This is a genomic window from Halalkaliarchaeum desulfuricum (assembly GCF_002952775.1).
In the GTDB taxonomy this organism is placed as follows: domain Archaea; phylum Halobacteriota; class Halobacteria; order Halobacteriales; family Haloferacaceae; genus Halalkaliarchaeum; species Halalkaliarchaeum desulfuricum.
The window spans coordinates 1-25960 of sequence record NZ_CP025066.1; the positions used below are offsets into that span (position 1 = coordinate 1).

The 25960-nt window shown below is 64.4% G+C and carries 24 protein-coding genes; 13 read left to right on the forward strand and 11 right to left on the reverse strand.

Annotated elements, in window-relative coordinates; all coding sequences use genetic code 11:
* The first annotated feature begins 349 nt into the window (after positions 1-349).
* Positions 350-2212: a Cdc6/Cdc18 family protein gene (locus AArcSl_RS00005; RefSeq protein WP_119813500.1), complete on the forward strand. Its 1863-nt coding sequence runs from the start codon at positions 350-352 to the stop codon at positions 2210-2212.
* A 34-nt stretch (positions 2213-2246) separates the two neighbouring features.
* Here the strand turns inward: AArcSl_RS00005 and AArcSl_RS00010 are convergent, their stop codons facing one another.
* On the reverse strand, positions 2247-3248 hold the full coding sequence (locus tag AArcSl_RS00010) for a S24/S26 family peptidase (RefSeq protein WP_154670795.1): 1002 nt from the start codon (positions 3246-3248) through the stop codon (positions 2247-2249).
* A 113-nt stretch (positions 3249-3361) separates the two neighbouring features.
* Here AArcSl_RS00010 and AArcSl_RS00015 point away from each other — a divergent pair, with 113 nt between their 5' ends.
* The 5 genes from AArcSl_RS00015 to mptA all read left to right on the forward strand — a co-directional run bounded on the left by AArcSl_RS00015 (position 3362) and on the right by mptA (position 8554).
* On the forward strand, positions 3362-4954 hold the full coding sequence (locus AArcSl_RS00015; protein WP_119813504.1) for a DNA-directed DNA polymerase II small subunit: 1593 nt from the start codon (positions 3362-3364) through the stop codon (positions 4952-4954).
* A 53-nt stretch (positions 4955-5007) separates the two neighbouring features.
* A complete protein-coding gene (engB, locus tag AArcSl_RS00020) occupies positions 5008-5628 on the forward strand; it encodes a GTP-binding protein EngB (RefSeq protein WP_119813507.1) in 621 nt (206 codons plus the stop codon).
* Between the two features lie 132 nt (positions 5629-5760).
* Positions 5761-6999, forward strand: a complete 1239-nt coding sequence (locus tag AArcSl_RS00025; protein WP_119813509.1) for an NAD(P)/FAD-dependent oxidoreductase — start codon at positions 5761-5763, stop codon at positions 6997-6999.
* 111 nt (positions 7000-7110) lie between these two features.
* Complete coding sequence (locus AArcSl_RS00030) at positions 7111-7527, forward strand: DUF7124 domain-containing protein (protein WP_119813511.1); 417 nt, start codon at positions 7111-7113, stop codon at positions 7525-7527.
* Positions 7528-7618: 91 nt separating this feature from the next.
* On the forward strand, positions 7619-8554 hold the full coding sequence (gene mptA, locus AArcSl_RS00035; protein WP_119813513.1) for a GTP cyclohydrolase MptA: 936 nt from the start codon (positions 7619-7621) through the stop codon (positions 8552-8554).
* 37 nt (positions 8555-8591) lie between these two features.
* Here mptA and AArcSl_RS00040 read toward each other — a convergent pair whose 3' ends face one another.
* Positions 8592-9395, reverse strand: a complete 804-nt coding sequence (locus AArcSl_RS00040; protein ID WP_119813515.1) for a TrmB family transcriptional regulator — start codon at positions 9393-9395, stop codon at positions 8592-8594.
* Between the two features lie 286 nt (positions 9396-9681).
* Between AArcSl_RS00040 and minD the strand changes: the two genes are divergently transcribed.
* A complete protein-coding gene (gene minD, locus AArcSl_RS00045) occupies positions 9682-11037 on the forward strand; it encodes a cell division ATPase MinD (RefSeq protein ID WP_119813517.1) in 1356 nt (451 codons plus the stop codon).
* Positions 11038-11061: 24 nt separating this feature from the next.
* On the opposite strand, the gene AArcSl_RS00050 is transcribed toward minD, so the two are convergent.
* Both AArcSl_RS00050 and AArcSl_RS00055 read right to left on the reverse strand, forming a co-directional pair.
* Entirely contained in the window at positions 11062-11694 is a 633-nt protein-coding gene (locus AArcSl_RS00050) for a DUF309 domain-containing protein (RefSeq protein WP_245883304.1), read from the reverse strand.
* A gap of 47 nt (positions 11695-11741) precedes the next feature.
* On the reverse strand, positions 11742-13661 hold the full coding sequence (locus AArcSl_RS00055; protein WP_119813519.1) for an aldehyde ferredoxin oxidoreductase family protein: 1920 nt from the start codon (positions 13659-13661) through the stop codon (positions 11742-11744).
* 155 nt (positions 13662-13816) lie between these two features.
* On the opposite strand from AArcSl_RS00055, the gene AArcSl_RS00060 reads away from it, so the two are divergent.
* Entirely contained in the window at positions 13817-15649 is a 1833-nt protein-coding gene (locus AArcSl_RS00060; RefSeq protein WP_119813521.1) for a radical SAM protein, read from the forward strand.
* Here AArcSl_RS00060 and AArcSl_RS00065 read toward each other — a convergent pair.
* Positions 15558-16166, reverse strand: a complete 609-nt coding sequence (locus tag AArcSl_RS00065) for an undecaprenyl diphosphate synthase family protein (RefSeq protein WP_119813523.1) — start codon at positions 16164-16166, stop codon at positions 15558-15560. The genes AArcSl_RS00060 and AArcSl_RS00065 overlap by 92 nt on opposite strands.
* Positions 16167-16255: 89 nt before the next feature.
* On the opposite strand from AArcSl_RS00065, the gene AArcSl_RS00070 reads away from it, so the two are divergent.
* Together AArcSl_RS00070 and AArcSl_RS00075 are read left to right on the forward strand one after the other, a co-directional pair.
* The gene (locus tag AArcSl_RS00070; protein ID WP_119813525.1) at positions 16256-17575 is read left to right on the forward strand and encodes a DUF92 domain-containing protein; all 1320 of its coding nucleotides are present in this window, start codon (positions 16256-16258) and stop codon (positions 17573-17575) included.
* Between the two features lie 61 nt (positions 17576-17636).
* Positions 17637-18095 carry a DUF5814 domain-containing protein gene (locus AArcSl_RS00075; RefSeq protein WP_119813528.1) on the forward strand — a complete coding sequence of 153 codons (459 nt, stop codon included), beginning with the start codon at positions 17637-17639 and terminating at the stop codon, positions 18093-18095.
* Here the strand turns inward: AArcSl_RS00075 and AArcSl_RS00080 are convergent.
* Positions 18082-18483 (reverse strand): ribbon-helix-helix protein, CopG family, encoded by a 402-nt coding sequence (locus AArcSl_RS00080; RefSeq protein ID WP_119813530.1) that lies wholly within the window; start codon positions 18481-18483, stop codon positions 18082-18084. The genes AArcSl_RS00075 and AArcSl_RS00080 overlap by 14 nt on opposite strands.
* A gap of 88 nt (positions 18484-18571) precedes the next feature.
* On the opposite strand from AArcSl_RS00080, the gene hutH reads away from it, so the two are divergent.
* Positions 18572-20176, forward strand: coding sequence for a histidine ammonia-lyase (hutH, locus tag AArcSl_RS00085; protein ID WP_119813532.1), 1605 nt, complete (start codon positions 18572-18574; stop codon positions 20174-20176).
* Between the two features lie 19 nt (positions 20177-20195).
* Here hutH and AArcSl_RS00090 read toward each other — a convergent pair whose 3' ends face one another.
* Both AArcSl_RS00090 and AArcSl_RS00095 read right to left on the reverse strand, forming a co-directional pair.
* Positions 20196-20822, reverse strand: coding sequence for an RPA family protein (locus tag AArcSl_RS00090; protein WP_119821606.1), 627 nt, complete (start codon positions 20820-20822; stop codon positions 20196-20198).
* Positions 20823-20832: 10 nt separating this feature from the next.
* On the reverse strand, positions 20833-21762 hold the full coding sequence (locus tag AArcSl_RS00095) for a replication factor A (RefSeq protein WP_119813534.1): 930 nt from the start codon (positions 21760-21762) through the stop codon (positions 20833-20835).
* A gap of 190 nt (positions 21763-21952) precedes the next feature.
* Between AArcSl_RS00095 and AArcSl_RS00100 the strand changes: the two genes are divergently transcribed.
* Positions 21953-22816, forward strand: a complete 864-nt coding sequence (locus AArcSl_RS00100; RefSeq protein ID WP_119813536.1) for an AAA family ATPase — start codon at positions 21953-21955, stop codon at positions 22814-22816.
* A gap of 42 nt (positions 22817-22858) precedes the next feature.
* On the opposite strand, the gene AArcSl_RS00105 is transcribed toward AArcSl_RS00100, so the two are convergent.
* Positions 22859-23722, reverse strand: coding sequence for a transcription initiation factor IIB (locus tag AArcSl_RS00105; RefSeq protein WP_119813538.1), 864 nt, complete (start codon positions 23720-23722; stop codon positions 22859-22861).
* A 166-nt stretch (positions 23723-23888) separates the two neighbouring features.
* Here AArcSl_RS00105 and AArcSl_RS00110 point away from each other — a divergent pair, with 166 nt between their 5' ends.
* The gene (locus AArcSl_RS00110) at positions 23889-24410 is read left to right on the forward strand and encodes a DUF7858 family protein (protein WP_119813540.1); all 522 of its coding nucleotides are present in this window, start codon (positions 23889-23891) and stop codon (positions 24408-24410) included.
* A gap of 33 nt (positions 24411-24443) precedes the next feature.
* Here AArcSl_RS00110 and AArcSl_RS00115 read toward each other — a convergent pair whose 3' ends face one another.
* Entirely contained in the window at positions 24444-25100 is a 657-nt protein-coding gene (locus AArcSl_RS00115; RefSeq protein ID WP_119813542.1) for a MinD/ParA family ATP-binding protein, read from the reverse strand.
* A complete protein-coding gene (locus AArcSl_RS00120; RefSeq protein ID WP_119813544.1) occupies positions 25097-25960 on the reverse strand; it encodes a DUF7857 domain-containing protein in 864 nt (287 codons plus the stop codon). Before AArcSl_RS00120 ends, AArcSl_RS00115 begins: the two co-directional genes overlap by 4 nt.

Here is a 25960-nt window from a genome sequence, read left to right on the forward strand (position 1 = left end):
GATTGATTCGGGAAGGGATCGGTTCCAGGACGCGTCCGTCGCCACCGACGGGAACGGTTTCAACTGGAATTAATTCACCGGAGAAAACCGTCGGTGGGATCAGTTCCGGACGAGTGAAGTCGGAAGACTGGACCGTGGTATCGATCGGACAACGAGTTGTCTGATCGGTGAATGGGAATCGAAATCGTTCGAGGACAACGCTTTTATGCCGCCTCTTCGTCTGCTTCGTTTGCATCATCTGGACTTCGGGTGCGAACCGAACCCTCGAGAATTCGGGCCGACGGTCGGGGAACCCGTCGTGTTACGGTTCGCGCACCGAGGTTCTCCACTCGAAACGAAGGGGTGCAATATGGACGAGGACGACACGAAGCCAGTCGACGACGGCGACAGCAGGGACGACGAATCACCGGTATCTCCCGGGGGGGACCGAACGGACGACTCGCAATTGGTGGGTGATCCGGAAGGGACGGGTGATCCAGAAGCGACGGGTGATCCAGAAGCGACGGGTGATCCGGAAGGGACGGGTGATCCAGAAGCGACGGGTGATCCGGAAGGGACGGGTGATCCGGAAAGGACGGGTGACTCTCGGGAAGCAACTGATTCGAACACCGGCAGTGTCGACGACGTGTTGACAACGGGGACGAGCGTGAAGGGATCGGACGGGACGACGGTCGAATCGAGAAGTCGCGACCGATCCTCGCCGGAGGTCGACATCGGGAGCATGGTGCTCGAGGACGACGAGGAGGACGACAAGGGACTGTTCGACGACCTGTTGTCCGGGGAACCGATCTTCGAAAACAAGGAGGTACTCCGGCCGTCGTACACGCCACACAAGCTCCCGCACCGATCGGATCAGATCAACCAGATGGCGACGATTCTCGTGTCCGCCCTCCGGGGGGAGACGCCGTCGAACATCCTGATCTACGGGAAAACCGGGACAGGGAAAACCGCGAGCGCGAAGTTCGTCTCCCAGGAACTCGAATCCACCTCGCAGAAGTACGAGGTCCCCTGTGATGTCGAATACATAAACTGCGAAGTGACAGACACCCAGTATCGCGTGCTCGCTCAACTGGCGAACAAGTTTATCGAGAAGAACCAGGATCGAATTCAGGAGCGGCTCGAACGGCTTCGCGAGGTCCGTTCGGACGTCGTTCGCAACGGTGACGCCCGGGTGGACGAAAGCGATCTCGAAGTGAACGAGGGCGATCTCAGGGTGGACGAGAACAGACAGTCGGAGTCCTCGGACGGGGTCGATATCGTGAAGTTCGACAGCGTCGGGGAGCTCGACGACCGGATCGAGCGCCTCGAGGCGGACGCCGACGGGATGGAGGAAGTTCCGATGACCGGATGGCCGACCGATCGCGTGTACTCGACGTTTTTCGAGGCGATCGATTACCGCGAGCGCGTCGTCGTCATCATGCTCGACGAAATCGACAAACTCGTCGAAAAGTCGGGCGATGACACGCTGTACAACCTCTCGCGGATGAACTCCGAACTCGAGAACTCCCGGATCTCGATCATGGGAATCTCGAACGACCTGAAGTTCACCGACTTCCTGGATCCTCGCGTCAAATCGAGCCTCGGCGAGGAAGAGATCGTCTTTCCGCCGTACGACGCGAACCAGCTCCGGGACATTCTCCAGCACCGCGCGGACGTCGCGTTCAAGCCGGACGCACTCACCGAGGACGTCATTCCGCTGTGTGCGGCGTTTGCGGCCCAGGAACACGGCGACGCCAGGCGCGCGCTGGATCTGCTCCGGACGGCAGGCGAACTCGCCGAGCGCAGTCAGGCCGATCTCGTGCGGGAGGAACACGTCAGACAGGCCCAGGACAAGATCGAACTCGACCGGGTCGTGGAGGTCGTCCGAACGCTTCCCACTCAGAGCAAGATCGTCCTGTTTTCGATCATCCTGCTCGAGAAGAACGGCGTTCACAACATCAACACCGGCGAGGTGTTCAACATCTACAAGCGACTCTGTGACGAGATCGACGCCGACGTGCTCACTCAACGTCGCGTAACGGACCTCATCTCCGAACTCGACATGCTCGGTATTGTCAATGCTGTCGTCGTCTCGAAGGGGCGGTACGGCAGGACCAAGGAGATGAACCTCTCGGTGCCGACCGAGGAGACGGAGGCAGTTCTCCTTTCGGACTCCCGGCTCGGGGATATCGAGAACGCACAGCCGTTCGTTCAGGCCCGCTTCGACAACTGATTCCTGGTCCTCCCGATTTCGCTGAACCGGACCGTTAGTTCCACCGGTTCATCCAACCCGCGTTTCGTCCGGCAGCGACCGCGCTCGCCCCGGACGCGACCAGCAGGGTCTCCGGCTCCGGGAAGGGGACGGAGGGAAGCGTCCCCGCGAACGGCCCGGCCTCGCCGGTGAAGATCAGGCGGATCCACCCCAGCATCGGGACCCGAACGCGAGCCACGCCGGTCACCCAGTCCTCGTGGACCACCGGGGCGATGCCGTTGTGTTCGTAGTCCTGATCGTACCACCGGTTGTGATCGCCCTTGGTGATGAAGCCGTCATGCGGCGCGGGACAGGTTGCAAGCTCCTCGCAGCTGTCGGCGTTCATCGCGTCCTGGTCCACCCGATCGTACCAGTTTTCGCCCTCTTCGACGTGGTGATGCGCGCGGTGAATGATCGGCGATCCGGTGCGATCGGGCGGATCGAAGACGATCACGGACCCCGGCATCCCGAACGTTTCATAGCTCACCTCGGCGCCCTGTTCGTAGGTCACGACACCGGTTCCGGAGACGGCGGCGTCCGGCGCGTACCGTCCGGGTTCGGTAACGAGCACGAGATCACCCATCTTCATGTTCGGCTCCATGCTGGTACTCTCGACGGCGACGAGTGGCGGCCACACCCCACTTATCGCGAACAGAACCAGGCCGATCACGAGTACAACCGCGACGCTCAGCAAGACCTCTCGAACGACCATGTACGGGCCGTCCTGGTCGTTCAGAAAGCGCTCAAGCGGGGTGCGGTCGTTCCGGTCGGGGTCGTCAGTGGATTCGTCGTCGATGGATTCGTCGTCGATGGATTCGTCGTCGATGGATTCGTCGTCGATGGATTCGTCGTCGTGATCGCCATCGACCTGGTTTATGTCGACCTCGGAACCCGACAGACCCTCTGACTGGACGACTTCGTCGACGTCGGCTTCCTCGCCGGTACCTTCGTCCGATGGAAACGACTCGCTACCGTCGCTGTCGTCCTCGTCAGCAGGGGACCGTTCCCCGGATGTCATCGGAGAGTGTTCGTCACCTCGTCGTTTGAACCTTCTGGGTTCGAAACCGACGTTGATTCGACTGGTCGGAGCGCTCCGGCACGCTTTTGAGCGGCCGAATCCATCCGGAAGACGTGCCGCTGGAGACGCCCTCGCGTATCGTACAGGAACTGGCGAGCCAAGGCTACAACGCGGAACGCGAGGCCGTCACCCTCATCGCCGGCGCGTCGGACCCGGACGCCGTCCTCGAGGCGACGGTCGACCGGACTCCGGGGGACGCGCTCAGAGTGACTGCCGACACCGTTCGCGAAGTCCTCGAAGCCGACCCGACTAGCCGGGGGCGAAACGGGAACAACAACCCCTCTGTTTCAACTGGAAATACAACCGGTTTTTCAACCGATGACGGAGGGTCGTCTCCAGTCGAAACGAAGGGGTCTTCGGACCGGGAAAGCGGACCGTCCAAACGGGGGTCGTCCAAACGGGGGTCGTCCAAACGGGGGTCGTCCAAACGGGATTCGTCCAAACGATCGGTCGAAGTAACCGGGGACATCACGGGACGGTCGACGGGTACCGGATCGTACGAGGACTTCGTTGCGGTGTTTCGTGACCGGTTCGAGAAGCTCTCGAAGAAGCTCAGAAATCGGGTCAACCACCGACCAGCGGAGACAGTTTCCGCGATGTCGGGGGGAACCGACGTCGAGATCATCGGCCTGGTGAACGAGATCCGGTCGACGTCGGGCGGACACTGGATCGTGGAACTGGAGGACACTACCGGCACCGTTCCGTGTCTGGTGATGAACGACCGGGACATCGTAGAACTCGTCGACGATCTCCTGCTGGACGAGTGTATCGCCGTCTCCGGAACGCTGTCGGACGACGGCGAGATCGTATTCGTCGACGCCATCCACTTTCCCGACGTTCCACGCAGCTACCGTCCCTCGACAGCGGACCGTCACGTGCAGGCGGCGCTCATCTCGGACGTCCACGTCGGCAGCCAGGAGTTCGCCGCCGACGCGTGGCATCGATTCACCGACTGGCTCCACTCCGAGGAAGCCGCGTCGGTCGAGTATCTCCTGATCGCCGGCGATATGGTCGAAGGCGTCGGCGTCTATCCGAATCAGGACGAGGAGCTTTCGATCGTCGACATCTACGACCAGTACGAACGGTTCGCGGAGTATCTCAAGGAGGTACCTGGTGATATGGAAATCGTGATGATCCCCGGGAACCACGACGCGGTCAGACTCGCGGAACCGCAGCCGGGCTTCGACGACGACCTCCGGGAGATCATGTCGGCACACGACGCTCGGATCTACGGCAACCCGGCGTCGGTGTCGATCGAGGGGGTCACTGTGCTCATGTATCACGGCGTTTCGCTGGACGAACTCATCGCCGAACTCCCCGAAGAGAAAGCCAGCTACGAGGAACCACACCGGGCGATGTACCAGCTGCTCAAAAAGCGTCACATCGCGCCACAGTACGGCGGCCACATGCGGCTCGCCCCCGAAGAGGAAGATTACCTCGTCATCGAGGAGATTCCGGACGTGTTCCACACCGGCCACGTTCACAAACTCGGCTGGGGGAAGTACCACAACGTTCTCGCGGTGAACTCCGGCTGCTGGCAGGAGCAAACCGGCTTCCAGAAGTCCGTGAACATCGACCCCGACTACGGCTACGCCCCGATCCTCGACCTCGACACCCTCGAGTTGACAGTCCGAAAGTTCGTGTAGCTATCCGTCGACGAACTGCCAACTGTTATCCATCCTGCGCTGGTAGAGCATTTATGTTTGAGAACCGTCCGGATCGCGACGTCGAAGTCGTGCTCGTGGGACGATCGAACGTTGGTAAGTCTACAGTCATGCGCGAACTCACGGGCCACGACGTCACGACCGGAAAAAAGCCCGGCGTCACCCGTGAACCGAATTACTACGACTGGGCGAGCGAGTCGTTCATGTTCACAGACCTTCCGGGGTTCGGCTTCATGTCCGGCGTAGAAGAACACCGGCGGGAGGAGATCAAAACCGACGTAGTCAGGTACATCGAGGAGTACGCAGACCACATCATCGCCGGCATCCTGGTCGTCGACGGGAAGGCGGTCATCGACATCATCGACCGTCACCGGGCCGACGGCGAAATCCCTCACGACGTCGAACTGTTCCACTTTCTGGAGGACGTCGGTGCCAGTCCGATCGTGGCAGTCAACAAGATGGACAAGGTGGACGATCGCGACGAGCGGCTCGACACACTCTGTGACCGACTCGGCTTGTTCCCCCCGTGGCAGCAGTGGCAGGAAACGATTGCACCGATCTCTGCGAAGCAAGGACGGATCGAACCGCTCCTCGACTGTCTCCGCTCCAGGTTCGAGGCGGAAAAGCGGGCGGACCTGTTAAAATTCGTCACCTGATCCCCGTCGCTTTCCGGAATGTGCCACTAATTTCCCACCTCTATTTAAAGACCTGAAACCTGTGTTATCATTCCTCACGATTTGTCATCGATATAGCAATCCACATTAACCCCGAACACGAAATCTCCGCTCATGAGTGAATCGTTCGTCATCATCGGCGACGGAATCGCTGGTTCGTCGGCCGCAGAAACGCTCCGCGAAGAAGCACCGGACTCAGACATCACGATCCTCACCGACGAAGGTGAAGCGCTGTACAACAGGATCCTCATAAAGGAATACGCGAAAGGTAAGCTTCCCGAGGCACCCGTCTCGATTCACGACACCTCGTGGTACGATGAGCGCGACATCGACCTCCACTTGAACACGCTGGTCACTGACATCGACGTGGAGAACGACCAGGTCGAGACCCACGAAGGCGAGACGTACGGCTACGACAAACTCCTCGTCGCCATCGGCGGGACCCCCCAGCAGCTCCCAGTGCCGAACGCGGACGCCGACGGGATCCACCACTTCTGGACGTTCCAGGACGCGCGGGCGATCCGGGAACACGTCGAGCAGGCCGACAGGGGTGTCGTCGTTGGGGCCGGGCTGCTCGGGATCGACCTCGCGGCGATCTGTGGCGCCCAGGATCTCCCGTCGCATTACCTCATGCGCGGCAAGTGCTGGTGGCGGTACGCGCTCTCGGAGGAAGGCGCGGAGATCATCCACGAAGCACTCCGTGACATCGGCGTCACTCCGGTCTTCGAGTCCGGTGTCGACCGATTCGAGACGGACGAGGACGGCAAACTCGTCGCCGCGATCGATCCGAACGGGGAACGGTACGAAGCGGACTTCGGCGGCGTCGCGATCGGACTCGATTTCAACACCGAACTGCTCGAGGATACTCCCGTCGAGACGGACACGGGAATCTACGTCGACGAGTACATGCGGACTGACGTCGACAACATCTTCGCTGCGGGAGACGTCACCGAGTTCCACGACACCATCCTGGGCGAACGCGGCCAGAACGGTGCGTGGGGTTCGGCAAAGCAGCAGGGGACGATCGCCGCGAAGAACATGATCGACTACGGCAGCGAGGAGTTCCGCTGGGTGTCCTCGTACTCGATTACGCACTTCGACTTCCCGTTCCTCTCGTTTGGTCACCCGACGATGGGCGAAGAGACGGTCGAGCGGAAACACTCCGAAAACGAGTGGCGGCGGCTCGCGTTCAAGGACGGCAAGATCATCGGCGGCGTCCTGATCGGCGATCTCTCGCCACAGTCGGCGTACAAGCAGTTGATGCGGGAAGAACGGGTCGTTGCAGACCAGAAGGACGTCCTGATGCAGAAGGGCTTCTCGGTGGACGACCTGTCGGCTCCCCAAAAGCAGTAACGCGACGGGCAAAGCGATTCTGACGGCGCAATACGGCACAAGACAGTATCTGTGCAGAAGTGTGCAAGAGAAAGCGAAGCGGTTTTCGGCGCAGCCCGGTTTCTCTCCGGTATGGACCCCGGATCCAGCGACATGACGCTGGCGTTCGAGCTCGAAGCGCTCAAGGAGCTTGCCGATCCGAACGCAGTCATCAACGACGCTCGTCAGTGGACGAAATATCTCGGCGTAGTCAGTGAGAAACCGACCTACGTGGTCACCAACTTCACGCGGAAACACCGGATCCGACAGGACTTCTTTTCGGGCCCCCGGGGCGTCACGGAGAGCCTCGAGAACGTCAAGGACCAGTTCGACACGGAACGCTACGTGCTCGTCGGAAACTCCGAGGACGTCGAAGACATCGCCGCGGATGTCGGCTGGGAGTATCTACCGCTGTCCGACGCAGCGGAGGCAGCCGAGTGGGATATCGCAGGCGGAGAGGGGGACGATGTCGATCCGTTCCAGGACGACGAACGGGACGACTGGCCCTGACTGCCGGCTTCTCCGTTCCGGGTCTCGTGGGCTGCTCTCACGCACGGCAGCATGGAAAGGTCTAACAGCGCAGACCCCCTCATTTCGGGAGATGAGTCACCAGCTGCCCGATGTTCAGGCGAGTCGTCCGGACGTGACTGTCGGCCTCTCTCAGGTCGGTGTCACAGGGGTTCAAAAGCTCGTCAAACTCTCGCGCGGATCGCTGCGCCCGATCGTTCTGATGGCGGAGTTCGAAGTGTTCGTCGACCTCCCGGCCGGCCGAAAGGGGATCGACATGAGCCGGAACATGGAAGTCATCGACGAGATCCTCGAGGACATCACCCGCGAGGAGGCGTATCGTGTCGAGGACGTCTGTGGCGACGCGGCCGAGCGCCTTCTCAGCAAGCACGACTACACGTCGACGGCGGAAGTCCGCATGACCGCAGACTACATGGTCCGGGAGCGAACGCCAGAAAGCGACCGACCGACCCAAAACACGGCGGAAATCATCGCCAGCGCGATCGCGACTGACGAGGGGACGCGCTCGGAGATCGGCGCAGAGGTCACCGGAATCACCGTCTGTCCCTGTTCACAGGGAATGTCCGAATCGCGCGCCAGAGAGCAGCTCGAGGATCTCGGGGTCGACGAGGAAACGATCGACCAGTTCCTCGACCGCGTTCCACAGCCGGGACACTCACAGCGCGGTCACGCGACGCTCACCGTCTCCGACGAGGGATCGCCGGACGTCGACCTCGTTGAATTGATCGACATCGCACGGGACGCGATGAGCGCCCGGATCTACAACCTCGCGAAACGACCCGACGAGGACCACATGACCTACCACGCTCACGCGAACGCGAAGTTCGTCGAGGACTGCGTCCGATCGCTGGCGGAGGACGTCGTCGACCGGCTGGATCACCTTCCGGACGAGGCCGTGATCCGGATGAAGCAGTCGAACGACGAGTCGATCCACCAGCACAACGCCCACGCCGAGCGGGAGGTCACGATGGGACAGTTGCGGGATGAACTCGACGGAAACGGAATCTGACCACGTTCCGAGATCTGCCAACGGTTCCGGGATCTGACTACAGGTTCAACGGTTTCGCGTTCTCCCATCTGGGCTCGAACGACTCCCGGACGTCACTGGCGAACTCCGGGTCCTTCAGATCGATCATCGCGAACGCCTCGCCGGGATCCAGCGGATTCGACACTTCGATGCAGACCTCGACGTCGTCGATCAGCTCGAAGGTTCCCTGCAGACCGGTTGCGACGCGCACGGAGAAGTTCTCCCGCTGGGCGAGCCGTTCGGTGTATCGTCGCCCGACGCTTCTGGGGAGCCCGTCGACGACGTCGGGCGAGAGCAGCAGGGAGACGGAGACCCCCCGATCGAGCGCTTCCTCGAGCTCGTCGGTGATCTGTTCGCCGATCACCCCGAGGTCCAACCCCGCGGCGGGCGCGCCCGCCACCATGACGATCTCCCGTTCGGCCGTCGAGATCCGTTCGAGCAACAGATCGAGCGTTTCGTCGGGCCCCACCGCCGCAGTCCAGAAGTGGCCGTCGACCGGTTCGGCGGTCTCCAGTTCCTGTGACAGTTCGTCGACGACCTCTTCGTACTGTTCGGCCTTCCGCTCGAGCTCCTCTTTCCTGTCCGCGAGCAGACGATCGAGACCCGCGTCGGGTTCGACGGCGACGTACTTCTTCGGCCGGCTCGCCGCCTGGCTTCGGACCAGGCTGTACTGCTCGAGGCTGTTCAACACGTCGTAGATCCGTCCCATCGGGACTTCGCTCGCACGCGACAGCTCCTTTGCCGTTGTCGGTCCGAGACGCAGAAGCGATCGATAGGCACGGGCCTCGTACTCCGAGAGCCCGAGATCGCGGAGACTCGCCATGCCCGAACGTTGCCGTCTCAGAGTATAAACGCACCGAAAGTTTACGGGAAGTGGGTGTGTCACCTTCCCCCGTGTCTCTGGGATTCCGGCGTTTTCCCGTTTATAGACGCCGATCGAGATGTCCAATCTGGACCAACGCGTCAACTTTCGTCTCGTTTCTCTCGGGAGGGGGAATCGTTTCCCCGGCCGATAGTGGCTTTTCGATCGGTTCTGCTTTTTCGATCGGTTCTGCTTTTCTCCCTGTGACGCCTGTACTTTTATATTCCCTACCGAATTCGTCGAATACATGAGCAAATCGTTCACGGTTGCCAGCGCGAAGGGCGGCGTTGGCAAAACGACGACGACGGCGAACCTGGGGGCAGCGCTCGCGGCGGCCGGCCACGATGTAGTGATCGTCGACGCCGACATCGGCATGGCAAACCTCGGAGCGATGCTCGGGATCGTTCCCGAGGGACCGACGCTGCACGACGTTCTTTCCGGTAATGCAGCGCTCGAGGAGGCGCTTTACGAGGGTCCCTGTGGAATGCGCGTGGTTCCGGGAAGCGTCGAACTCGAGGCGTACACGTCCGTCGATTCGGCGAAGCTTCGGGAAGTGGTCGAGACGCTCTCCCAGTTCGACGGCTACGTGCTCGTCGACAGCAGCGCCGGATTGAGTCACGACAGTTCGCTTCCGCTCGCACTCGGCGACGGGACGCTTCTCGTGTCGACGCCGGATCGAGCTTCGCTTCTCGACACCGAGAAAACGCGGGAACTGACCGCTCGACTCGGCGGTTCCGTGCTCGGCGTCGCCCTCACGCGGGTGGAACCGGACCATCCGATGTTGGAGTCGGCACCGGAGGTGTTAGGCGCCGACGTGATCGCGGAGATTCCCGAAGACGATTCGGTGACCTCGGCTGCCGCCGCACAGGAGCCGCTGGAGATCCACGCGCCACAGTCCCCGGCTGCGGTTTCCTACCGCGAACTCGCCAGGGAACTCACCGGTGAAGCGATCCCCGAACCGGAACCAGAGGCGGAACCGGAACCAGAGGCGGAACTAGAACCGGAACCGGAGTCCGATGTGCAACAGGTCTCAGGCGTGGCGGTTGCCGGCGATTCGGATTCCGGGAGGGAATCTGCAGCGGAACCAGGTGAGGGAACCGACGTGGATTCGGGATCAGAGCGGGAAACGGAACCGGAACTCGAACTGGATGAAGAACTGGAAACGGAGCCGGACGAGTCAGAGGGTCTGGAGTTGGACGAGGAGCCAGAACTGGATCAGGAACTCGACGCGGATTCGGATGCTGAGGCGGACGACAACGGTACCGAAGACGACATCGAACTCGAAGAGCCGATTCTGGAGGCCGACTCCCAGGAACGCACAGACGAACCGGAGGAAACCGAAACCGTAACCGAGTCCGACGGAGACGAACCGGAGGAATCCGACGGGGAACTGGCGGAACCGATCCCAGACGCGGAGCCGACGGACCTGGAGGAGGACACAGACGAGTACGAACGAGAGGACGACGAATCCCTCGAAGAAACGGACGAAAGCGAGCCGGACGAAAGCGAGCCGGATGAGGGCGACGAGGAATCTGTAGAGGAGGAAACAGGCGAAGAGACAGAAGAGAAGCGCGGCTTTTTCAGCCGGTTGTTCGGTCGATAACCGAGTCCTCTCGATCGTTTCGGCCTACTTTTCGAACAACCCCTTCACGTCGTCGCGTTTCCGTCGCCGTCGCTGCATCCGGGAGCGCAACTGGTCGTAGACGAACTCGCGGGACGGCCCCTTGCCGGCGACGAAATCGAAAAGCAGCGTCGTGACCGCGGCGCGTCCAACCTGCTGTTCCTCTCTGGCGACCTCGACCGCCTCGGTCAGTATCTCCGCCTCGTAGGCCTCGTACTCCTCGGCCAGCGCCTCGACCGCCAGAACGAGCCCATCGAGTTCCAGATCCGTCGGTTCGAGAACGCCGCCCCGATACGAGACTGGATCCGGCGGACCGCGCTCGATCCGTTCGGGATCGCGTGCGAGCGCATCCAGGAACGCGACGGCGTCTGCGACGGCCACACCGCGATACTGATCTGGAAGGCCGACGAGATACTCGCGACCGCTCTCGGCCAGGCCCGTCGCGCCGCTCCAGTTGCGGTTGCGGGCGTGGTGTACCGCCGCCGTATACTGGATCAGGCCGTGAAACAACTTCTCGTCGGTGGTTCCTTCCTCGAGTTCCAGCCAGACGTCCTCCCAGGGGTCGTGTGCGGCGTGATACTCCCCGGTCGCGTACAGCACGAGCCCGGCCCGAAGCGATTCTTCGATCGATGCGTCCATGACGTTTCCTCCATGAGGTTACATCGGCCGTCCGACACCGACAGCGTTCAGGCGGTCATCTCGTTTGTGACCCCGATCTCCTCGCCGATCTCGGGGAGATCAAGCTGGGAGAGGGTCTCGCGGAGCGGGACGCCCTGGGTGTCCCAGCCGCGGACGGCGTAGTACCGGTCGAGTTCCCGCTCGTACTCCTCCTCGTCGATGAACGCGCCCTCGTTGGGTCCGTTCGGAACCGTCTCGGTGAACCGCGGCGGGAGCCGATCGTCCTCGCGACCGAACCCTTCCCGCACGTTGAACGCCTTCGAGAGGTTGTACATCCGCTCGCCCGCGGTGAGGAACTCCGACCGGGAGAGGTCGAAGCCGGTCATCGCGTTGACCAACTCTCGGACCCCTTCCGAGAGGGTGATCCCGCGAGTGAATTTGCAGACGCCCGTGATGTCGTAGACCGCCATCAGATCCTCCATCTCCTTTAGCGCGATGGCTTTGCCCTCCATCTTCGTGCGGTCGTAGTTCTCGAACTCCCAGAAGTCGCCGCCCATCTCCAGCGCGTACAGACAGGAGGTGAGGTGGTCGGCTCCGCGCGGGGAGACGCCGAACGCAAGCGCCATCCCCTTGATGCCCCGGGCCTCGAACCCGGCGGGGGCCTGGTTTTTCACGTGGACCGCGAACTCCTCGCCGGCGCCGGTCCGCTCTGCAGCCCGGACGTGCCCGTCCATCAGTAGCTGTCCCAGTTCTCCCTCGCCGTTGGCCATCCGTCGCAACAGCTCCAGCAGCGTATCGGCATTGCCGAACTCGAGGCTCACGCCGTCCGTTTCGACCTCGAGCAGTCCGCGATCCGCAGCCTCCATCGCCCACGCGATCGCGTTGCCGGCGTCGATCGTGTCCAGTCCGAGCCGGTCGCAGATCTCGTTGGCCTTCGCGACCGCCTCGATGTCGTCGACTTCGACGTTGCCGCCAAGCGCGTACTGGGTCTCGTACTCCGGTCCGTCGACGGCGATGTCGCCGTACTTCGTGTCCTCGGCTTCGAAGAACTGGCTACACGGCTTCGTACAGTACGGGCACGGCCGCTTGGTGTCGACGTACTCTTCGGTCCAGTACCGCGGATCCAGGGAGACACGGTCCTCTTCTGGATCGTCGAGTTTGTCGTATGCCCGTTTGAAGAACCCGGACTGCCAGTTCCGCGTCGGGAAGATCCCGAGTGCGGTGTTTTTCGCGTCGAACGCCTCGCCGGTGCCGTACTGGACGTCGACCGTCGGGTTCCCGGTGCCGGTGATGTCGGTGTCGCCCCGTCCGGTCGTCTCGAGGCGCCACTTCTTGTTGAGCTCCTCCAGTTCCTCGGGGCGGGCGACCGGGATGTCATTCGTCCCCTTGACCGCGATTCCCTTCAGGCGCTTCGAGCCCATCACGGCGCCCGGACCGCCCCGGCCGGCCTGCCGGTCTTCACACTCGATCATCGAGATCCGAGACTCGTGTTCCCCGGCCGGACCGATGACCGCCGTCCGGAAGCCGGAGCCGTACGTCTCCTTGAGTTGTTCGCCGGTTTCCCAGGTGTCGAGCCCCCACAGGTCGTCGGCGGGCTCGACGCGGACGTCGTCGTCCTCGATGACGAGCGTCGACGGCTCCTTGCAGGCGCCTCGCACGATCAGCGCGTCGTAACCGGCCCGCTTGAGCTGGTCGCCCATCTTCGCCCCAACGACCGACTTGCCGTACCCGCCGGTGAGCGGGGACTTGAACCCGAACGTCGTCTTCGACCCCGTCGGCACCGATGGGCCCACCAGCAGCCCGGGTGCGATCGCGAGCACGTTTTCGGGGTCCAGCGGGTCGACCTCCGGACCGACCTCGTCGTAGAGGATCCGGGTCGTGAAGCCCGAGCCCCCGAGATAGTTCCTGACGTAGTCGTCGGACAGCTCTACCGTCCGGTGTTCTCCGGTCGTCAAATCGACGTCGAGAAGCCGTTTCCAGTGACCCATATCAGTACGTAACTCGTTCCGGGAGTAGCATAACAGTTGTTCTATTTCTCGCTTGCTTCCCACCGACGGTTCTATTTCTCGCTTGCTTCCTACCGACGCGACGCCATTCTTTTTACCGATCGGTTTTACCGTCTCCAGCCGGTATCTCCCTCAAGATGGCCGATTCGGATCTCGACGTCACTATCGTCGACGGCTACGTCGACGAGCCGGCACATTTCGGCGTCCCGCCGTATATTTCGACGTATCCTCGGTTCACAGCGGGCGCACTCGTCGACGCCGGCGTCGATCCAGCCCGGATCACCTATCACACGATCGACGCGCTCCGGGACGACAGAAACCGGTGGCGAGACGTCGCCGAGGCGGACCTGCTCGTCTACGTCGGCGGGATGACGGTTCCCGGGAAGTACGTCGGAGGGACGCCGGCCGAACCCGATGAAGTCAGGGAACTCGCGTGGACTGCCCGTGGGACGACCCTTCTCGGGGGCCCGGTGCGGTTCGGCGTCGGCGAGGAGAACGCCGGCGCACAGGAGACCCGCCGCGAGGATCTGGACTTCGACTTCGTCGCGAAAGGGGACGTCGAGGCTGCCGCCCACGACCTCGTCGCGAACGGCCTGGAGGGCTTCAACGACCGGATGCGCGACAACGACGAACTCGACCGGTGGGCGGCGGACGGCGCGTTCGTCGTCGAGGGACATCCGAACCATCCGGACTACCTGATCGCCGAGATGGAAACCTCCCGCGGCTGTGCGTACCGCTGTTCGTTCTGCACGGAGCCGCTGTACGGCAACCCGTCCTTCCGGACGCCGGAGTCCGTCGTCGAGGAGGTACGGGCGCTCGCCGACGCCGGCGTCCGTCACTTCCGTCTCGGACGACAGGCGGACATTCTCGCGTTCGGTGGCGACGGCGAGGCTCCCAACCCCGAGGCGATATCCCAGCTGTACGGCGGGATTCGGGAGGCAGTCCCCGACATCGGCACGCTGCATCTGGACAACATGAACCCGGTGACGATCGTCGAGTATCCCGAGCGCTCCCGGGAGGCGATCCGGATCATCGCCGAACACAACACGCCGGGGGACACCGCCGCGTTCGGCCTCGAGTCGGCGGATCCGGTTGTCCAGGAGGAGAACAACCTGCTCGTTTCTGCCGAGGAGTGTCTCGAAGCAGTACGGATCGTCAACGAGGTCGGCGGGTGGCGGCCGGGGGACGATCCGGAGCCGGGAACTGGCGACCCGGACGGTGCCGACCGACGGTACGGTCCCTCGACGGACCCTGCGCCGGGGCAGCGACTTCCGAAACTGCTTCCGGGGATCAACTTGGTCCACGGGCTCCAGGGCGAACGCGAGGAGACGTTCGAACACAACCGACGGTTCCTCGAGCGCGTCCTCGAGGAGGGGTTGATGGTCCGGCGGATAAACATCCGGCAGGTGATGTCCTTTGAGGGGACCGAGATGTCCGACGTCGGCGCCGACATCGCCCGCGATCACAAAAAGCAATTCAAACAGTACAAACGGGAGGTTCGGGAGACGATCGATCGGCCGATGCTTCGACGCGTTGCCCCGCCGGGGACGGTGCTGCCGGACGTCCACCTCGAGTACCATCAGGACGGGAAGACGTTCGGCCGGCAGCTCGGCACGTATCCGCTGCTCGTCGGGCTACCGGGCGAGCGACAACTCGATGACGTCGTCGACGTCGCGATCGTGGACCACGGCTACCGGTCGGTGACGGGGATCCCGTTCCCGCTGGACGTAAACGCGGCTTCGATGGACGAACTCACCGCGATACCGGGAATCGGGCGCTCCCGGGCGGGGGACATCGTCGTGAATCGCCCACACGAAACCCTTCCCGAACTGGACGACGGGAGCGCCGAGGGGGTCGACATCGGTCTGTCGAGGTTTCTCACCGTCCGAACCGACGCTGCCGGTTCTGAAAGTCCAGAAGTGCCCGGAGATAGTCCCGCTTCCGGAAGTCCCGCCAGTTCACGTCGGTGAAGTACAGCTCCGCGTAGACTGACTGCCAGATGAGAAAGTCCGAGAGCCGCTCGGCCCCGGTTTTGATGAGGAGATCCGGTTCGTCGGGAAACACCAGCCGCTCGCTCACGTCAGCCTCGCAGATGCTGTCCGGATCCAGGGTTCCCGCCTCCACGTCGGCGGCGATTTCGCGTACAGCTCTCGCGAACTCCTGCTTTCCGCCGAGGCCGATGTTGATCGTGATCGGGGCGTTCGCCGGCTCCGTCGACTCCGGCGTCCGAACCGCGATCGGTCGCGGGGCGTCGACGTCTCGCAGTTCCCGTTCGAGAGTCGGCACCACGACTTCGTCGAGCACGCTCACCGTGATTGTCACCCGCTCGCCGCCGTACTCGAACGCCCACCCGAGAAACGACTCGAGCGTGTCGTACGCGCCCTGTTCCAAAAGGTCACGCTCGGTAATCGCGACGGCGACGTGGCGCGGCGGCTCCGCGTCGTGTAGTCGGTGGCGGACGGCGAGGTATCGATCGTACAGCCCCACGTCGATGTCCTCGTGGCGCGGGCCAAAAAGGACGCCGTTTCGGGGGCGATGTCGGGAGCGTTAAGTGCGCGTCGGCGATACCTCGTGACGTGACGAACAGGCTCCGCCGTGCCGGGGGATTCGCCGCGGTTTCGACGCTCGCGCTTGCGGCCCCCGAACTCGGACAGGCGGCCGCCGTCCCCTTTGCGGCTATCGCGGTCCTGGCCGCGTTCGTCGTCGACGACGGCCCCCTTTTCGAGCTGTTCGCCCGCCCGAATGACCACCGGGAGGGACGGCTCTACGGCCTCGCTGGCTTCTCACTCGCGGCAGCAGGGCTCGCGGTGTTTGCGACGATTCCGACGGTTCCGATGTCCGAAAGCGTCTTCGCGGCCGCCGTGATCGTCGTCGGATTCGGAAATCTCGGACGCGCGCTGGTCGCCGAACTCTCTACCGAGGAGTTTCTCGGGGTCGCCGGCTTCGTCGCGGTCGGGTGTCTGGCCGCGACCGCCGCCCAGCTGATCGTCGCCACTCAGCTTCCGGAGCCGCTCGATCTCTCGCGTTTCGCCTTCCTCGGGGCGGTCGCCGCGCTGGTCGCCGCGCTGTTGCGATCCATGCTGTTTCCGCGGGACGATCCGCTGGTGGTGCTCTCGGTGGGACTCGTCCTCTGGCTGTTCGCCGAACTCGTGCTCGCGGTGTCCCCGATACTGGTCGGTGCTGGACTCGCGATCACCGTCGTGCTCGGGTACGTCTCGTACGCCCTCGGGACTGCCTCCGTTCCGGGAATGCTCACCGGCGTGCTGCTCGGCCTGCTCGCGGTGGTGCTCGGCGGGGTCGGCTGGTTCCTGGCGCTCATGGCCTTTTTCGCGATCGGGGGGCTCTCTTCGAAGTACCGTTACGAGGAGAAGAAGGCCCGCGGGGTCGCCGAGGAGAACGAGGGGGCCCGCGGCACCGGAAACGTCCTCGCGAACTCGGCGGTCGCACTCGCTGCCGTTCTCGGGTTCGCCGCCACCGCACACGGCGACGTTCCCGCCTGGCCGCTGGCGCTCGCGTTCGCGGGGTCGGTCTCGACGGCGCTGGGCGACACGCTCTCCTCGGAGATCGGCGGACTGTACGACGAGCCGCGCCTGGTGACGACGCTGGAACCGGTCGAACCGGGCACCGACGGTGCGATCACCTGGCAGGGGGAACTCGCGGGGCTTTCCGGCGCGGCGATCGTCGCCGCGATCGCGGCCGTCTCCATGCCGCTTGGATTCCAACCGATCGTCGGCGCCGGAATCGTGCTCGCTGCGGGGTTCGTCGGGATGACCGTCGACTCCCTGCTCGGTGCCGCAGTCGAGGGCGACCTGCTCGGAAACCAGGCGGTCAACTTCGCCGCCACGCTCGCTGGGGCGATCGCCGCCGTCGGGTTCGGGGTTCTCCTGGCCTGGTAACTCGATTTGAGTGCGCGAGACGCCTCGTTTTTAACGCTCGGTCGCGTACCGGTCGATAGCAGTGGCCATCACCGACAAGATCTACGTCAAGAACCACAGACAGCTCGCCTCGCAGCTGGAGACGAACCTGCCGAAGGGGGCGTTCGCGGGGGCGACGCTGGATCTGCTGTTCACCGGTGACGGGTTGGCCGACCTCGATGAGGCCACCCGGGAGCGGGTGCTCGACTTCGCCGAGGACTTCCTCGATTGCGACTGCGACAACAACCCGTACTGCGGCTGTCCGGAACGGAAGTTCATCCGGTATCTGCTGGAGTTGCGCGCCCAGGGGATGGGCCCGGACGCGATCGTCGACACGATGACCGCAGAGTACATGGTGTACGCGTATCCGGGCGACGTGCTGTCGTTTCTGGACAGCGCGGTCCGGCGGCTCGAGGCGGTCGAGTCGCTGGCGGCGGTCGAGGGAAACGACGAGATGGAACGGACGGCCCGCGAGGCCCGGCAGGCGCTCACCCGAGCCTGAACGACGGCTCGTCCGGCTCCCCGTCGAGGTCCTCCAGCTGAATGACGTCCTCCTCTTCGTCCTCGAGCTGCTCGCGGAGGTAGTTCACGTAGCGTTTGTGTTCCTCGAGCTGCTCGCGGAGGTGTTCGGCCTCGAGTTCGAGGCGCTCGTGTTCGCGGATGAAGCTTTTGGGCACCTCGACTTTCGGCGGGAACGACTCCCCGCCGTCCATGTTCTCGAGCTCGTGTTCCGGGACGACCCGAACCTGGCCGCCGTGGGCAACGAGGGTGTCCACGTAGTCGCGGAACACCGCCGACAGGGAGATGTCGCGCTCCTCGGCGATCTCGCGGAGCGTCTCGAACGCGTCCTCGTTGACGCGAAACGAGATTGTCTTGTTCTTGTTGCCCATCGTATTACCCACTCTACGCCCCGATTACTTAACGGTTTGTCAGACATCGACCAGAATATCCTTCTTGGTTCGTCCCCACACGGGGGACATGACTATCGAACTCGACGGTGACTCCCTCGCGATCGACGACGTGGTGGCGGTGGCCCGCCGCGAAGAACCCGTTTCGATCGCTCCCGGTGCCCGGGAGGCTGTCCGAGAGGCCCGTAAACGGGTCGAAGACGTCGTTTCGGCCGGCGATCCCGTCTACGGTGTAACCACCGGCTTCGGCGAACTCGTCGACGAACGGATCCCGCCGGAACGGCTCGAGGAACTCCAGTCGAACCTCCTGCGGAGCCACGCGGTCGGCACCGGGCGAGAACTCGCCCGCGAGGAGGTTCGGGCGATGCTTCTCACCAGGCTGAACGCGCTTCTTGCCGGCTACTCCGGGGTGCGGACCGACGTCGTCGACGCGCTCGCCGCACTGTTAAACGAGGGCGTCCATCCGGTGGTGCCGTCCCGGGGGAGCCTCGGAGCGTCCGGCGATCTCGCGCCGCTGGCCCACCTGGCCCTCGTGCTCGTCGGAGATGGTGAAGCCGACGTCGACGTCGACAGCGCAGGTGTGGAGGACGGCAGTCCTGACGGGACACGACGGCTTCCGGGAACGGAGGCGCTCGCAGCTGCGGGGCTCGAGCCGCTCACGTTGCGGGCGAAGGAGGGGCTGGCACTGATAAACGGAACACAGCTCACCCTCGGACTGGCGGCGCTTTTCGTCCACGACGCCGAGCGGCTCTGTCGGGCGGCCGACGCGGCGGGAGCGCTCACGACGGAGGTGACGATGGGAACGACTGCCTCCTGTGCGCCGGCGATTCACGACGCGCGACCCCATCCGGGAAGCGGTGACAGCGCCCGCATGGTCCGCCGGCTCACAGCCGGCTCGGAGGTGGTCGAATCCCACCGGAACTGCGACCGGGTGCAGGACGCCTACTCGATCCGGTGTCTCCCGCAGGTTCACGGCGCCGTCCGCGACGCGATCTCCCACCTCCGGGACGCCGTCGAGGTCGAACTCGACAGTGCGACCGACAACCCACTGGTGTTCTCCCGCGAGGCGGTCGACGACCGCGCGTCGGGAACCGACCGTGGTGCTGTTGTCTCTGCCGGCAACTTCCACGGGGCACCGCTGGCTTTGCCGCTGGATTACGCGGTCGGCGCGATCACGGAACTCGCCTCGATTTCGGAACGCCGCGTCGATCGGCTCCTCAACCCGGCGCTCCAGGAGCCGCATCTCCCACCGTTTCTCGCTCGCGACCCGGGCGTCGAATCGGGGTTGATGATCGCCCAGTACACCGCCGCGTCGCTGGTGAACGAGTGTCGGAGCGTCGGCCGTGCGTCGACGGACAACATCCCCGTCTCGGGCAACCAGGAGGACCACGTCTCCATGAGCGCGACCGCCGCACTCGGTGCCCGACGAACCCTCGATCGCGCCCGACGGGTCGTCGCCATCGAACTCCTGTGTGGCGCCGAGGCGACCGAGTACCTCGACCCGAAGCTGTCGCTGGGAACCGGTACCGAATCCCTCCGACAGCTCGTCCGAGAGTTGGTCCCGCCGCTTTCGGGTGACCGGCGACTCGACGGCGACGTCGAGGCGGTCGCGACGCTGATCGAGGACGGGCTCCTGGAAGACGTCGTTCGCGAAACGGCAGGAGATTCCGAGTAGCTACTGCCGCCGGGAGTAGCTATACTCCTGCGCCCGCCGTCGGCTCGGAATCGAGTTCGTCGGAGCCTTCCGTCTCCTCGAGACTCTCGAGCGCCGCGATAGCCGCGTCTCTGTACTCCTCGACCGGGGGATCGTACTCCTCGCGGGCCATCCGGGCGTACTCGTTGCCCTCCTCGTCGAAGGCGGCGATGCGGTCGATCGTCCGTTCTGCGGTCTCGACGACCCACCGGTCGCGCGTCTCCGCGTCGACTTCGGTGATCGCCTCCGGGCGGACGGAGACGTTCACGGTGCCGTCGTCGGTCTCGAACGTGCGGGGTTTGCCGACGACCGAGACGTACGCCGGCGGCTCCAGGTCCCGGAGAACGCTGGCCGCCTCGGGCTGGTACTGCCCGGCGTACACGAAGAACGTCCCCGTCGGGTCGACGATGCGACCGCGCCAGTACTCGTTGTCCTCGCCGACGTCCTCCTTCTCGGTGAGGGTGCCGACCAGGAACACTCGGTTGGCCCGCTCCCCCGTCGGGAGCAGCAGATAGACGGGCGCGCGCTCGTCCTCGGATTCCTTGAACGTGTAACCGGCGTCGTTGAACTCGCCTGCGAAGACGCGCCGGGCGACCTCTCGCGTGGGTGTCGTTTGGCTTTGACTCATCGTGTTCACCTCAAAGCGATCGTGCCTTGACAAGCACCTGTTCGGGGTCGACCGGACCCGGCGATTCCTGTTCGTCGACGAGGAGGTACCGGCCGAGCATCGGCCCGCTCACCCGGTAGTACTGACCGAGCACCCGCCCGGCCATCTCGTCGGCGACCACGGTCGTGTCCAGCGCGTCCATCGCCATCTCCTTGGCCTCCTCGATGGCGATTCCGGTGAGTTCCTCGGTGGCCTCCTTGTCGAAGATGACCTCCTGGGTCTCGACGCCGTCGTCGAGGACGCCCTTGATCCGGAGGTCGAACTCGCCTTCGACATCGCCGTGTTCGGAACACCGGCCGTTCTGGAGGACCCGCGTGCAGTTGTCCTCCGGACACCGCTTTATCAGGCCCGAGCCGGACTGGATGTCCACGAGCGCGCCCTCGACGGTTTCTGCGTCGTCGCCGACCTCGATCTCCTCGTCGAGTTCGGTGATATCGGTCGTGCGATTGAGCTTCACCGAGTAGCGCCCCTGATACTCGTCGGTGACGACGTTCGAGAGCGCGTAGGCTTTCCCCTCCTCGAGGTGTTCGAGGTCGGAGGTCTCGAAGGCGACGAACTTGATCGTCCCCGACTCGTCGCCCAGCAATCCGACCTGCGCGATCGAATCGCTATTGGGCTCCCACAGGTCGACGACTGTCACCCGCAGGTCGACCCACTGTTCGTCCTCCTCGATGTCGCTTACTTGGACCTGCTGGCTCCCGCCGCGGCTGCTGACGTCGTCGCGTTCGAGGCCCGCTTCGTCGAGGTAGCTGTTGTAGACGCTCCGGCGTGCCTCGTCGACGGGCACGCGGTATTCGCTCACGAGGTTGTCCAGCCGCTCTTCGACCTCGTCTACGTCCACGTCCAGGTGATCCGAGAACTGTTCTGCTATCTCCGCTGCGTGTTGCCGCAACTCTGTCATAGGGTATCCCGCCTCCACTTTGTTTTCAATGGGAGGCACACGGTGGTTGGTGCGTCATGGCTTAAAAGGCATCGGCACCGGACCGGAAGTAAACTCTGTGGGCCGCAAACTCCACAATGGAGTAGTCCCCACGAACAGTTTCCGACACACAAGAGAAGATTTTTAATTTAAAAGTAACTGAAATAAATCCATGGTAGAAACGGACGACGGGGAGAGATCCATCGTCGCGCTCGTCGGAGCGACCGGCGGTGCAGGGACGACGCGAACGGGAATCGAACTGGCGGCAACGCTCGCGCGGGACGGCCGGACTGTCGCCGTCGTCGACGCCGCGTTCGCCACTCAGGGGCTTTCCGAGTACGTCTCCGGACGAATCGCGCCCGACGTGACAGCGCTTGTCACCGACGATCCGAACGAACCGATTCCCTCGGCGACCGTCGAGCTGTCCGATGCGAGGTCGCCCCTCGACGACGAAGCACAGCGTTCGTTCGGCAGCGTCGAACTGCTCCCCGCGTACGCCCCCTTCGAACGGCTGGCGCGTGCCAAGACGCCCGCGGCCGCAGAGCTGTTCGAGGAACTGGTCGAGGAAGCGGCAGACGCGTTCGATCACGCGATCGTCGACGTTCCGCCCGTGGCGTCGAACCAGGCGATCGCGGCGGTGACCGTCGCCGACACGGTCGTCGCGGTGACGCCGGCAGACGATCACGGAACGGACGCGCTCGTCCGGCTCCGCGACCGGCTGGCGGATCTCGACATCCCGGTCGACGCCGCCGTCGCCGTCGGCGGCGACCCACGGAGCGTGGAACCGTCAACTGCGGACTCACAGACCGTGGACCTGTCGCTTCCGGAGACCGATCCGTCCCCGTGCGACGCTCCCTCGTGTCTCGAGGACGACCGCTACGGGGAGGCGCTCGTCGAACTCGCGGAGTCGACGTTCGGTGTTACCCTTTCGATAGAATTCGAGGCGACGGGCGTGCGTGACCGCGTGGCTGCAGCCCTCACGGATCGTGTGGGTTCGAACGCAACGGTGGGATCGAACGCGACGGACAGTTCTTGACCGGATCGACAGTCGCTGGCTGTTCTGGAACCGACCCCCAACTCACTCCCGGAGGTCGTGGAACGTGTTTCGGATCGTCACTGGGGTTACGTCGGCGACCTCGGCTGCAGCCTGCTGTGTGAGCTCCGAGGAACCGTGCACACGCGCGGCGGTGTACAGACAGGCAGCGGCGACGCCACTGGGATCGCGACCGACGTCGATCCCTTCATCGCGCGCGCGATCGGCCAGCTTTCGGGCCCGGCGTTCGGTTTCGGGGCCGACGTCCAGCTGTGACGCGAAGCGGGGGAGATATTCCGCCGGTGGAACCGGCCCGACCGGGAGGCCGAGCTCGCGGTTCATCGCGTCGTAGGCCGCCTCGTGTTCGTTCGGCGTTGCTTTGGCGACGTCGACGACCTCCTCGACGGTCCTGGCCAGCCCCGCGACCCGACACGCCGCGTACAGACACGCAGAGGCGAACCCCTCGATCGACCGGCCGCGGAGCAGCGACTCCCCCTGGGCGGACTCGAACAGCGTACACGCCTGATCGCGCACGTGCTCGGGTAGCCCCAGCACGTCGGTCATACGCCGGATCTCCGTGAAGCCGTACACCTGGTTCCGTTCCCGCTTCGAACGAATCTTCGTCCGATCGTGCTGTCTGCGGAGTCGCGCGAACTTGCGACGCTTGCGCCCTTTCACCCTAGTGTGGCCGATCTCGGTCGAGAGCCCACGGTCGTGACGCGACCGGGTCAACGGCGCGCCGGTTCGCTCGGGGTTCGTGTCGTCGTCAGCGAACGAGCGCCACTCGGGCCCGCGATCGATGCGGTCGGCGTCGACGACCAGCCCACAGTTCGAACAGACCGTCTCGTCGCCGTCTGCGTGCAGTCGACCGTCACATTCCGGGCAACCAGCGGCTCGTGCCTGGCTCATACGTGAAGGTTGGTCGCGATGGTTTACTTAAACGGGGGATGAACGGCGGTTCGAACTCCGGAAACCACGCGTCGAACCTACCGGTTACCGGTGGGTTCCATCGACGAACCGGCGGATCTCGCGACGAACACGGAGGTTTATCTGTAATGAGCGGACAGTCGTTCACGTGACGCTGTCGGACATCGCTTCGGGACTGGAGGTGACGACGAGTCAGCGGAAGGCGGAAAGCCGTGGCGTCGCGACCGTCGACGGGACGGAAGCGACGCTGCAGGAGCGGATCGAACCGCACGCGGACGAGCTTCCCTGTACCGCAAGCGCCGCCGCGACTCTGCTCGAGTCATACGAGCGCGGCACGAGCGTCGGGGAGAGCGCACGGGAGGCGGCGGTTGCACCGATGACGGCTGCGAAGGCGCTCCACCGGTGTGGGGTGTCGGGGATCTGTCCGCTGGCGCCGACGAAACGTCGGATCGTCCGGGACTGGCTCGCCGGCGACATCTCGCGGAGCGAGGCGCGATCGCTTTCCGGCGCCGACGAGCCGGAGTTCGCGCTGGCCACGTACGTGGAAACCCACGATCCGATTCCAGCGCTGGTGGACGCGGTCGCGACCGCGGACCGCGGCCGGGACCCTGCGGTCGAAAAGCGGGACGCGCTCGCGGGAACGATGAGCGACGCCACCGAACTGCGGTAGCCTTCCGCCGTCCCGGTCGTTTCTGGATGTTTTTCACCGGCAGGAATCCACCGCTCTGGCGAGTTCCCGGATCCGTGCGGCCGCCGTGCTTCCCGGGGCGGAGTCAGTGATCGGTGTCTCCGTCCGGACCGATCGGCCCAGGCGCGGGTCGGCCGGCACCACGGTCACCGGCCCGCCCAGCGCAGACGCCATCGGCTCCGTCGGCGGAGGATCCACGACGCGGTTGCACGCCGCCCCGGCCAGCCCGGTACCGAGTTCCCGCGCGAGTTCTCGGGTCCGGACCGCGTTCGCGAGCGCGAACGGCTGGGGGGAGACGACGAGCAGACACGCGTCTGCAAGCGCCAGCGGGACGCCCACGTCAGTGCGCAGCCCTGCCGGACAGTCGACGACGAGGGTCCCGCGTTCCCGTTCGAGCGTTTCGAGCACGTCCCGAAGCCGTCCCAGATCCGACGCCCGCGCGCCGGAAAGCGATCGACCGCAGGGGACGAGCGTGACTGGTCCCTCGCGAACGCACTCCGTCGGGGCCGCGCGCCCGGCGAGCGCGTCGTGGAGGTCCGGCCCCCGTCCTGTCGGGAGGTCGGCCATCCCGAGATCTGCGTCGACGGCCAGGGCATCGAGCGCGGCGGCGAGGTTGTACGCGACCGTCGTCTTGCCGACGCCGCCCTTCCCACCGGCGATCGCGAGGATCACGCGAACCGCTCCAGCGCGTCGAGTGGGAGGTCGACAGACCGTGCCACCTCGGCCCGCGATTCCGCCTGGGCTGCGTTCTCCTCGGCTCGATTGGCCGCCCGGCGGAGCCGGTCCGCTTTCGAACGGAGCCGCGACGCTTCCCCTTCGAGCGTCTCGACGTCGGCCTCGAGCGCCCTTTCGAGAGCTCTCGCGCCCGCGATTCCTGTGCCCCCAACAGGATTCGTCTCATCGCCGACGAGATCCGTCTCTCCCTCGACGAGATCCGTCTCCACGAGTTCTTCGAGCACCTCTGCTGCATCCTCGACCCCTGCCGACGCCAACTGCGCTGCGAGTGCTACCCGTCGGGTCGCCCGTTCGACATCGTCGTTTCTCTCCTCGGAACCGATCCGTGTCCCGTCATCCGGCTCGTGTCCGCCATCCGACTCCGGGCCGCATTCGTCGACCGCGAGCGAGTCCCGGTCGTCACGTGGGGACTGATCCGCGTCGTCGTCGCCCGACACCGCCGGTTCGGTGACGACCATCCGCGGCGGCCGGAACGTCCCGAGGGATCGCCGCGCACGGGACTCCGCGTCGTCTTCCGGGGCTGGTCCCCGGCCGGTGGACTCGATTTCGACGGCCGGATCCGACGGCGGCGACGAACACGCGTATCCGATCCCGACCGTCTTTTCGGCGGGAACCGTGAGCGTGACCCCCGCCTCGTCCCAGCCGCGCTCGGGAACGCCGTTACGCCGTGGCGGTAACACCGTCCCCTCGAGCCGGTTTTCCACCCTCGCGTGCCGCGTCACAGGAGCGGGGTTGTAGACGGTTGCCGTCACGAACGTCACCCCGTCCCGTCGTTCGGTGTCGTGCTCCAGCTTCAC